Annotated in this window: 6 protein-coding genes and 1 pseudogene; 2 read left to right on the top strand and 5 right to left on the bottom strand. The window is 60.1% G+C overall.

Going from position 1 to position 7174, the window contains the following annotated elements; all coding sequences use genetic code 11:
- The 5 genes and pseudogenes from M0974_RS03790 to cobG form a co-directional block, all read right to left on the bottom strand.
- Nucleotides 1-538 (bottom strand): annotated as a pseudogene (locus M0974_RS03790) (hypothetical protein); the annotation flags it as partial.
- Between the two features lie 455 nt (nucleotides 539-993).
- Entirely contained in the window at nucleotides 994-2700 is a 1707-nt protein-coding gene (cobJ, locus tag M0974_RS03785; RefSeq protein WP_297833016.1) for a precorrin-3B C(17)-methyltransferase, read from the bottom strand.
- Nucleotides 2700-3431, bottom strand: a complete 732-nt coding sequence (locus M0974_RS03780) for a precorrin-2 C(20)-methyltransferase (protein WP_297833014.1) — start codon at nucleotides 3429-3431, stop codon at nucleotides 2700-2702. The genes cobJ and M0974_RS03780 overlap by 1 nt, the downstream gene beginning before the upstream one ends.
- Nucleotides 3431-4057, bottom strand: coding sequence for a precorrin-8X methylmutase (locus tag M0974_RS03775; RefSeq protein WP_297833012.1), 627 nt, complete (start codon nucleotides 4055-4057; stop codon nucleotides 3431-3433). Before M0974_RS03775 ends, M0974_RS03780 begins: the two co-directional genes overlap by 1 nt.
- Nucleotides 4050-5426 (bottom strand): precorrin-3B synthase, encoded by a 1377-nt coding sequence (gene cobG / locus M0974_RS03770; RefSeq protein ID WP_297833010.1) that lies wholly within the window; start codon nucleotides 5424-5426, stop codon nucleotides 4050-4052. Before cobG ends, M0974_RS03775 begins: the two co-directional genes overlap by 8 nt.
- A gap of 124 nt (nucleotides 5427-5550) precedes the next feature.
- Between cobG and cbiE the strand changes: the two genes are divergently transcribed.
- Together cbiE and M0974_RS03760 are read left to right on the top strand one after the other, a co-directional pair.
- Nucleotides 5551-6753, top strand: a complete 1203-nt coding sequence (cbiE, locus tag M0974_RS03765) for a precorrin-6y C5,15-methyltransferase (decarboxylating) subunit CbiE (protein WP_297833008.1) — start codon at nucleotides 5551-5553, stop codon at nucleotides 6751-6753.
- Nucleotides 6753-7174, top strand: a 422-nt coding sequence (locus M0974_RS03760) for a cobalt-precorrin-5B (C(1))-methyltransferase (protein WP_297833006.1), incomplete at its 3' end; no start/stop codon positions are given. The genes cbiE and M0974_RS03760, both read left to right, overlap by 1 nt.

Genomic DNA, 7174 nt, shown 5'->3' with positions numbered 1-7174 from the left:
GTTCAAATAGTTTTAGCGGTTTTTGATTGGCTTGAAGTGCCTCAATCGCCTGCTGAGCAACACCCAACAGCAGCATAGCGCCGGCGCCGGGAGCTGCCACCGCAGCCACGGCTTTCGAGAGAATACTTATACCCACTTCGTCCATGGTGAACCTTTGTTCGGTGGCCGTAAAATCGACATATTTCCAGCCACCTGGAACCCAGGCACACGCTTTGGACAGTACTTCCATATATTTTGTATACCAACGTTGACCCGATAACTCAGGGCATGCCTTATTGGCTACCAACGTTGCAAGCAAAATGGAGTTTTTTATATCTTCTTTGTTCTGCTTCGACATACCCGCAACAAAGGAGACTATGTTATTGGCGACGACAGCCGCACTTTGTGTTTTTTCGTCCACGGCCAACGAACGACGGGACCGGCGAAGTACAGAACTATTAAGCTCAGCCGCAGCCGAGTACTCGTCAGGCAGTTCACAGTCTGCAATATAACTGAGAAGACCCTGGATACGGTCTGCGGTTTCGATGTGACTGTTCATATGCAAATCCTTTTAATTTAATGACCGCCCTTGTTGGGCAGCAATTAAACTAGCGCATATTTCTGATCGTTTTTCACTCCCTAACAGGGACGTCAAATATTTCTAAAATTCCCAATACCACTGCCAGGCAGCTGAATACGCAGCGCTCTGATATTTCATCGCTAATTCAACGAAATCCGCCCTATGACATCAAGTCTTTTACCCCTCAAACCAAAGACTTTTCGTACGACTTAAATTCCAAAAACAACAGACCGACACGACCATCCGTAGGAGCTGCCGGAGGCTGCGATCGACCGGGAACCGGTCGCTTTCGTCATCCCGCTGAAGGTCCTACCGGTCGCCCGCGACCCCGGCCTATCGCAGCCTTCGGCAGCTCCTACAGGCCTTGTGTTTGCTGCGCGACAGCGCAGTGTCGAAGACGGGGCGCAATCTCCTACAGAAAGCTTGAACCAAATTCACCCCTGCGGCTTTTCCCCATACCACCTTGGCGTATACACCCAACGACCGCCATCAGCTCGCGGGAACGTGCAGGTGGTGGATGAGCCGATCAGCACCATGGTCCGCATGTCCACTTGGTCCGGAGTCAGTTCGCCCAGTGTGATCACGCGCAGTGTTTGCCCAGGGCGACCGATATCGCGGCCCAGGGTGACGGGGGTTTGAGGAGTGCGATGTTGGCGGACAATTTCCAGGGCGCGGCCAAGCTGCCAAGGGCGCGAGCGGGAAATGGGGTTGTAAAAGGCCAAGGCCAAGTCCGCTTGAGACGCCAGTTCCAGGCGCCTTTCAATCACGTCCCACGGTTTGAGGTTGTCCGACAGCGACATCACGCAGAAATCGTGACCCAGTGGCGCACCCGCCTGTGCTGCGGTCGCCAGGGATGCCGAAACACCCGGCAAAATTTCCAGATCAACCGCGTGCCATTCGGCGTTGCTCGACTCATGCAGCGCCTCAAGCACGGCGGAGGCCATGGCGAATACGCCGGGATCGCCCGACGACACCACCACCACTGAACGCCCTTGAGCGGCCAGTTCGAAGGCATGGCGCGCGCGCTGCATTTCTTCGCGGTTATCCGTACAGTGCTGCACTTGGTCAGTGCGAAATGGCCCGGCCATGCGCACGTAGGTTTCATAACCGAGAATATCGTTAGCCCGCGCCAGCTCTGCCTTGACCGCAGGCACCATCAATTCTGCCGCACCAGGACCGAGACCGATCACCGCCAAACGCCCGCGTGCACGGCCGATCCCCTGCACGTCCAACGGCTGCGGAGCAACCACGATAGCAATGTCATCACCGACACAGATCGGCGCCAGCAACTGCGGCAATGCCTGTTGCGCCAACTCACTGGCAGAGGTTTGCGCGGCAACAAATCGCAGCGCAACGTTCAATTCAGTCGCTGCTTGGTGCAGCTCAGGATCGGCCATCTGCGTATCGTTCGCCAGCAAGCACGCCAATGACTGAACGGCAATGCCGGAGGTATGCAATGCCCCGCGAACGCGGGATGCCAGCTCAGGGCCAGACGCACTCACCGCCACTAGCACGCTGCGCGGATAAATCAGTAATTCGTTCGATGATGGTTCCCGCTCGGCGCAACTCACATGAATCGCCAACTGCGCGTGCTGGTCTTCGGGCAACTGCGCCTCGGCCAACCACGGCGCCGCGCCTTCGATGCGCACGCTTTCGCCCGATAGCAGATCAGAGACAAAACGCTTGCCCAGTTCGAGGTCGCCCAAGGCATAGCCACTCGGCGGGTTCAGCAGGCAGGTGCCGAAACGCAATTCGCCACTGGTGGTAATGGCCGCTGCCACATCCAGCCCTGCCGCGATATCGCGGGCCATGACGTTAACGCCGCCCAAACCGCCCAACAGAGGCACCACCGCACTGCCGTCTTCAGCCACGGCCAGCACCGGCGGCTCTGCGCCTTTTTCCAGCAACAGTGGCGCCAAGGTCCGGATGACAATCCCGGCAGCGCACAAGGCGATGATTGGAGTGTCCTGCTGATACAGCTGACGCAGGGTACTGCCGAACTCGGTGTAGGTCAGGTCCGCGCCGTCGACCCGCGTCGCAAGACCATGAATCTGCGAGCCCGAGTACAGCTGTTGAATGCGTCGCGCCGTGCCGAGGCTGCCGTTGCCTAGAATAACGATGGCTGGAGGGTGAGCATTCATCAGCCTTGCCACCGCTCGCCGGGAACAATGATCAGAGAAAAATACGGCGACGACATGGGTTCAACCTGGTCCAGGGCCACGATTTTCTGGTTGGACATGGTCGCGCGCTCAACGTACAAGGCGCGCTCGGCCATGCCCAGCTCTTCCAATACCTGACGCACCTTGGTGAAGTTGCGGCCCAATTTCATGATCACGGCGGCATCGGCATCGGCCAGACGGCGTTTGAGTTCATCGTGGGGCAGCACGCCAGACAGCACCGACAGGCTTTGATTGCGGTACACCAACGGCGCGCCCAGTACCGAAGCGCCACCGAGCATCGAGCACACGCCGGGCACGACTTCAGCCTCGTAACGCTCAGCGAGGCGGTCGTGGAGGTACATATAGGAGCCGTAGAAAAACGGATCACCTTCGCAGATCACCGCCACATCCCGTCCGGCATCCAGATGCGCGGCCAGGGATTCACTGGCTTCGTCGTAGAAGTCGCTGATGACTTGTTCATACGACAACGGCGCCGGCAACGCTTCAGTGGTAACCGGGTACACCAACGGCATCAAGGTTTGCGCACCTTGCAGGTGCGCTTCGATGATGCCGAAAGCATTGCCTTTCTTGCCTTTGGCCACGAAGTAGGCAACCACGGGTGACTCACGCAGCAGGCGCAAGGCTTTAACGGTTATCAGTTCAGGATCGCCGGGGCCGACGCCCAGACCAATCAAACGACCGGGTTGCTGCATTATTCGATCTCCGTGGCGAGGGCATTGACCGCAGCCGCCGCCATGGCGCTGCCGCCACGACGTCCCTGCATGATCACAAACGGCACGCCACGGCTGTCGGCAGCCAATGCTGCCTTGGACTCTGCCGCACCGACGAAGCCTACTGGAAAACCGAGGATCAACGCCGGTTTCGGGGCGCCTGCATCGAGCATTTCCAGCAAGTAGAACAACGCAGTCGGCGCGTTACCGATGACCACCACGGCGCCTTCCAAGTGCGGACGCCACAGTTCCAGTGCGGCAGCGGAGCGGGTGTTGCCCAGTTCCCGCGCCAGCTCTGGGACGCTGTCGTCCTTGAGGGTGCAAATCACCTGATTGTTGGCGGGTAAGCGCGTGCGGGTCACGCCTTCGGAGACCATGCGCGCGTCACACAGGATTGGCGCACCGGCGGCCAAGGCTTTGCGGCCGGCAGCACCGGCACCCGGTGAGAAGCGCAGGTCTTCGATGACCTCGACCATGCCACAGGCGTGAATCACCCGTACGGCGAGTTTTTCCAGGTCGGCCGGAATCTGATCGAGCCGGGCCTCGGCGCGAATGATCGCGAAGGAGTTGCGATAAATCTCCTGACCGTCGCGGATGTAATCAATCATCAGTACTGCTCCGTGAGTCGGCGACGAACAACGCGCCGACTGCGTCTATAGTGAGGTCACGCGCCCGCAACGTGCCGAAACCCGGCTGCTGCGTATCGCGAAAATAAAGGTCATATCGTCCAGTGCTGGTCGCCAGCAAGGTCACCGGCGCGGTATGCGCGGCGGCACACGAGCGTGAGCAGCCCGTTAGGTGCACGGGCAAGCTTAGGCCGTGGTGTTCGAAAGACGACGCCAGCTTCAGGCCATCGGCTTTGGTGTCGGCTAGCCCCTTGGCACAGCCAGCCGAACCGGTGCAGGCAATTATGTGTGCCAGCGGACGTTGGGAATCGCAGATTAACCCTGCCGATTGCAACCCGGACATTACCGTTGCGGCGTGTTCCGCGCGGACATTGGGCAGCAGCACGCTTTGCCACGGTGTAAACCGCAGGCTGTCATCACCCCAGTCAGCCGCCAACTGCGCGACGGCTCGCAACATTGATGCATCTAAGCGGCCCAACGGCACAGCGGCGCCAACAGCAACCAGTCCGGCGACCGATTGTTGGTACAGCCCCAAATGCAACGCAGGTCGGAACTCTGTGGGACCGAATTCATTCGGGAAGCGGGCGTCGCGGTTTTTCTGATCGACCGCGCTGTTGCTTTCGCGAATGAATTCGCTCCCACAAAGGCGCGCGATGGCTTGAAGAAACTCCTCAACCGGCATTTGCGCCAACACATGACGCATCCGCGTTTGCTCGGGCCGCGCCCGCTCAAGAAAAGCATCCAGCACTGCGACCACTAACTCGTGCCCATCCGCCAGCGAAACGACGCCGAGCGGTTCGTCATCAGCCGGACAACCAGCCAACCCGAACACCAATACAGTCTCCCCATCAATGACCCGAGCCGACAGCCACAGATCATGAGGATGTTCACCCATGGCCAACCCTTCGCCACCATCCAGCAAAATCGCGAACTTGGGCGACAGGTCATGAAAGCGAGACTGGTTTTGCAAGGTATCGAGAATCTGCTGGGCCAACGGGCGGCTGTCAAACAACTGCTGCGGATCAATCCCCGCTGTAGGACTAAGCATCAGGTTGCGAACGTCGTCGCCTGCGGCGTTGTTTGGCCCCAGACCGGCGTCCAACAAGAGGGCGATCAATGCGCCCTGTTCGGCACCAATGCCACGAATTTGCAAGTTGGCGCGGTTGGTCGCCTCGATCACTCCGCTCGCATAACGCTGCGCTGCATCGGCCACCGCCGTGGCCTGGACCGACGTGATTGAACCGCCTGCGAGCTTTATGCGGCAGATGCCTCCATCCAGCGCCGACACGATACGCAACAACCCCGGGCAAGCCGAGGGGCGTAAAGGCAATGTGGACTTCGGCTCGTTCAAGGGTCACCCGCAAGAAATATCAAAAACGCTACAGCCCCGTGGGCGCGGTATTATGCCTGCTTTGTCCGCAGGCATGAAAAGCCGGTCTGTCGGAACTGTGTAATAAGTCGGTTGAGGAAAGTGCATGGCGCCGTGGCTGACAGTCGTGGGAATCGGTGAAGAAGGCTTCAAGGGCTTGGGCAAGACGGCTCGCCACGCGCTGCTGGGCGCTACCCAGGTGTTTGGCGGCCAACGTCAGTTGGATTTATTGCCGGCGTGTATTGGTGCAAAACGCATTCTCTGGCCCAGTCCTTTCTCGCTGAAACCGGTTCTGGAGCAGCGCGGCACGCCGATTTGTGTGTTGGCCAGCGGCGATCCGATGCTGTTTGGTGTCGGCGCCAGCCTTGCCAGGCAGGTCGATACCGAAGAAATGCGGGTGCTGCCCTCCCCCTCGTCTTACTCGTTGGCCGCGGCGCGCTTGGGTTGGCCATTACAAGATGTCGTAACCCTGTCGGTGGTTGCCCGGCCACTAGCCGCGTTAAACGCCCAGGTTCATAACGGGTTACGCCTGTTGGTGTTGAGCAACGACGGCAGCAGCCCCGCCGCGATTGCAGAACTACTGCGGGCCCGCGGTTATGGCCCGAGTTACATGACCGTGCTTGAGCATCTGGGCGGCGACGCCGAGCGGCGAGTCGACGGGATCGCCGCTGAATGGACTGATCAACCCATCGCCGCATTGAATTTAGTCGCCATCGAGTGCCGTGCTGACGCCAACGCGCCACGCCTTTCGTTACTGGCAGGGCTGCCCGACAGCGCATTCGAACACGACGGCCAACTGACCAAGCGTGACGTCCGCGCCATCACCCTCGCCCGCCTGGCACCGGCGCCGGGCGAACTGCTCTGGGATGTCGGCGCGGGTTGCGGCTCCATCGGCATAGAATGGATGCGCGCGCACCCAAGTTGTCGAACGCTGGCCATCGAAGCCGATGAAAGCCGTCAATTATTGATCGAACACAACCGTGACGCACTGGGGGTGCCTGGCCTGCAATTGATTCGCGGCCGGGCGCCTGACGCACTGCTCAACCTGGAAACCCCAGATGCAATTTTCATCGGCGGCGGCGTCACTCGGCCCGGTGTACTCGACGCCTGCTGGCAACAACTGCGTTCCGGCGGACGCTTGGTGGCGAACGCGGTCACCCTACAAAGCGAAGCCACGCTGGTGGTGTGGCGCGAGTTGAACGGCGGCGAGTTGACCCGTCTGCATGTGGCCCAGGCCAAGCCGTTGGGAGAATTCGATACCTGGCGTCAGGCATTGCCCATCACCCTGCTCGAAGCGATCAAACCCTGATGCGCGCCGAAACCACCGAACAACCCGCACCGCTGCGCTCCGGTTACACCACCGGCAGTTGCGCCACGGCGACCTGTTTGGCGGCGGCGCAATGGTTGCTCACTGGCGAGGTTAACGACGCCGTGGACATCGTGTTGCCCAAGGGCAAGCGGGTGCAAATGCGCTTGGAGTTCTGCCGTGCGTTTGCCGATGGCGCTGAGGCCGGGACGATCAAGGATGCCGGCGACGACCCGGACGTGACCCATGGCGCGCTGGTGTTTTCCCGAGTCCGGCTGATGGCGCAAAGCGGTGTGCGCTTTGTCGCGGGACCAGGCGTGGGCACCGTGACGCGCCCTGGCTTGGTGCTTGAGGTCGGCGAGCCGGCGATCAATCCAGTCCCACGCAAGATGATCACCGAGCACTTGCTGCAATTGGCGCAGGC

The sequence above is a fragment of the Pseudomonas sp. genome (assembly GCF_026224925.1).
Taxonomy (GTDB): domain Bacteria; phylum Pseudomonadota; class Gammaproteobacteria; order Pseudomonadales; family Pseudomonadaceae; genus Aquipseudomonas.
Note: the sequence above shows the minus strand (reverse complement) of the source record. Positions and strands in the feature narration are given on the sequence as shown.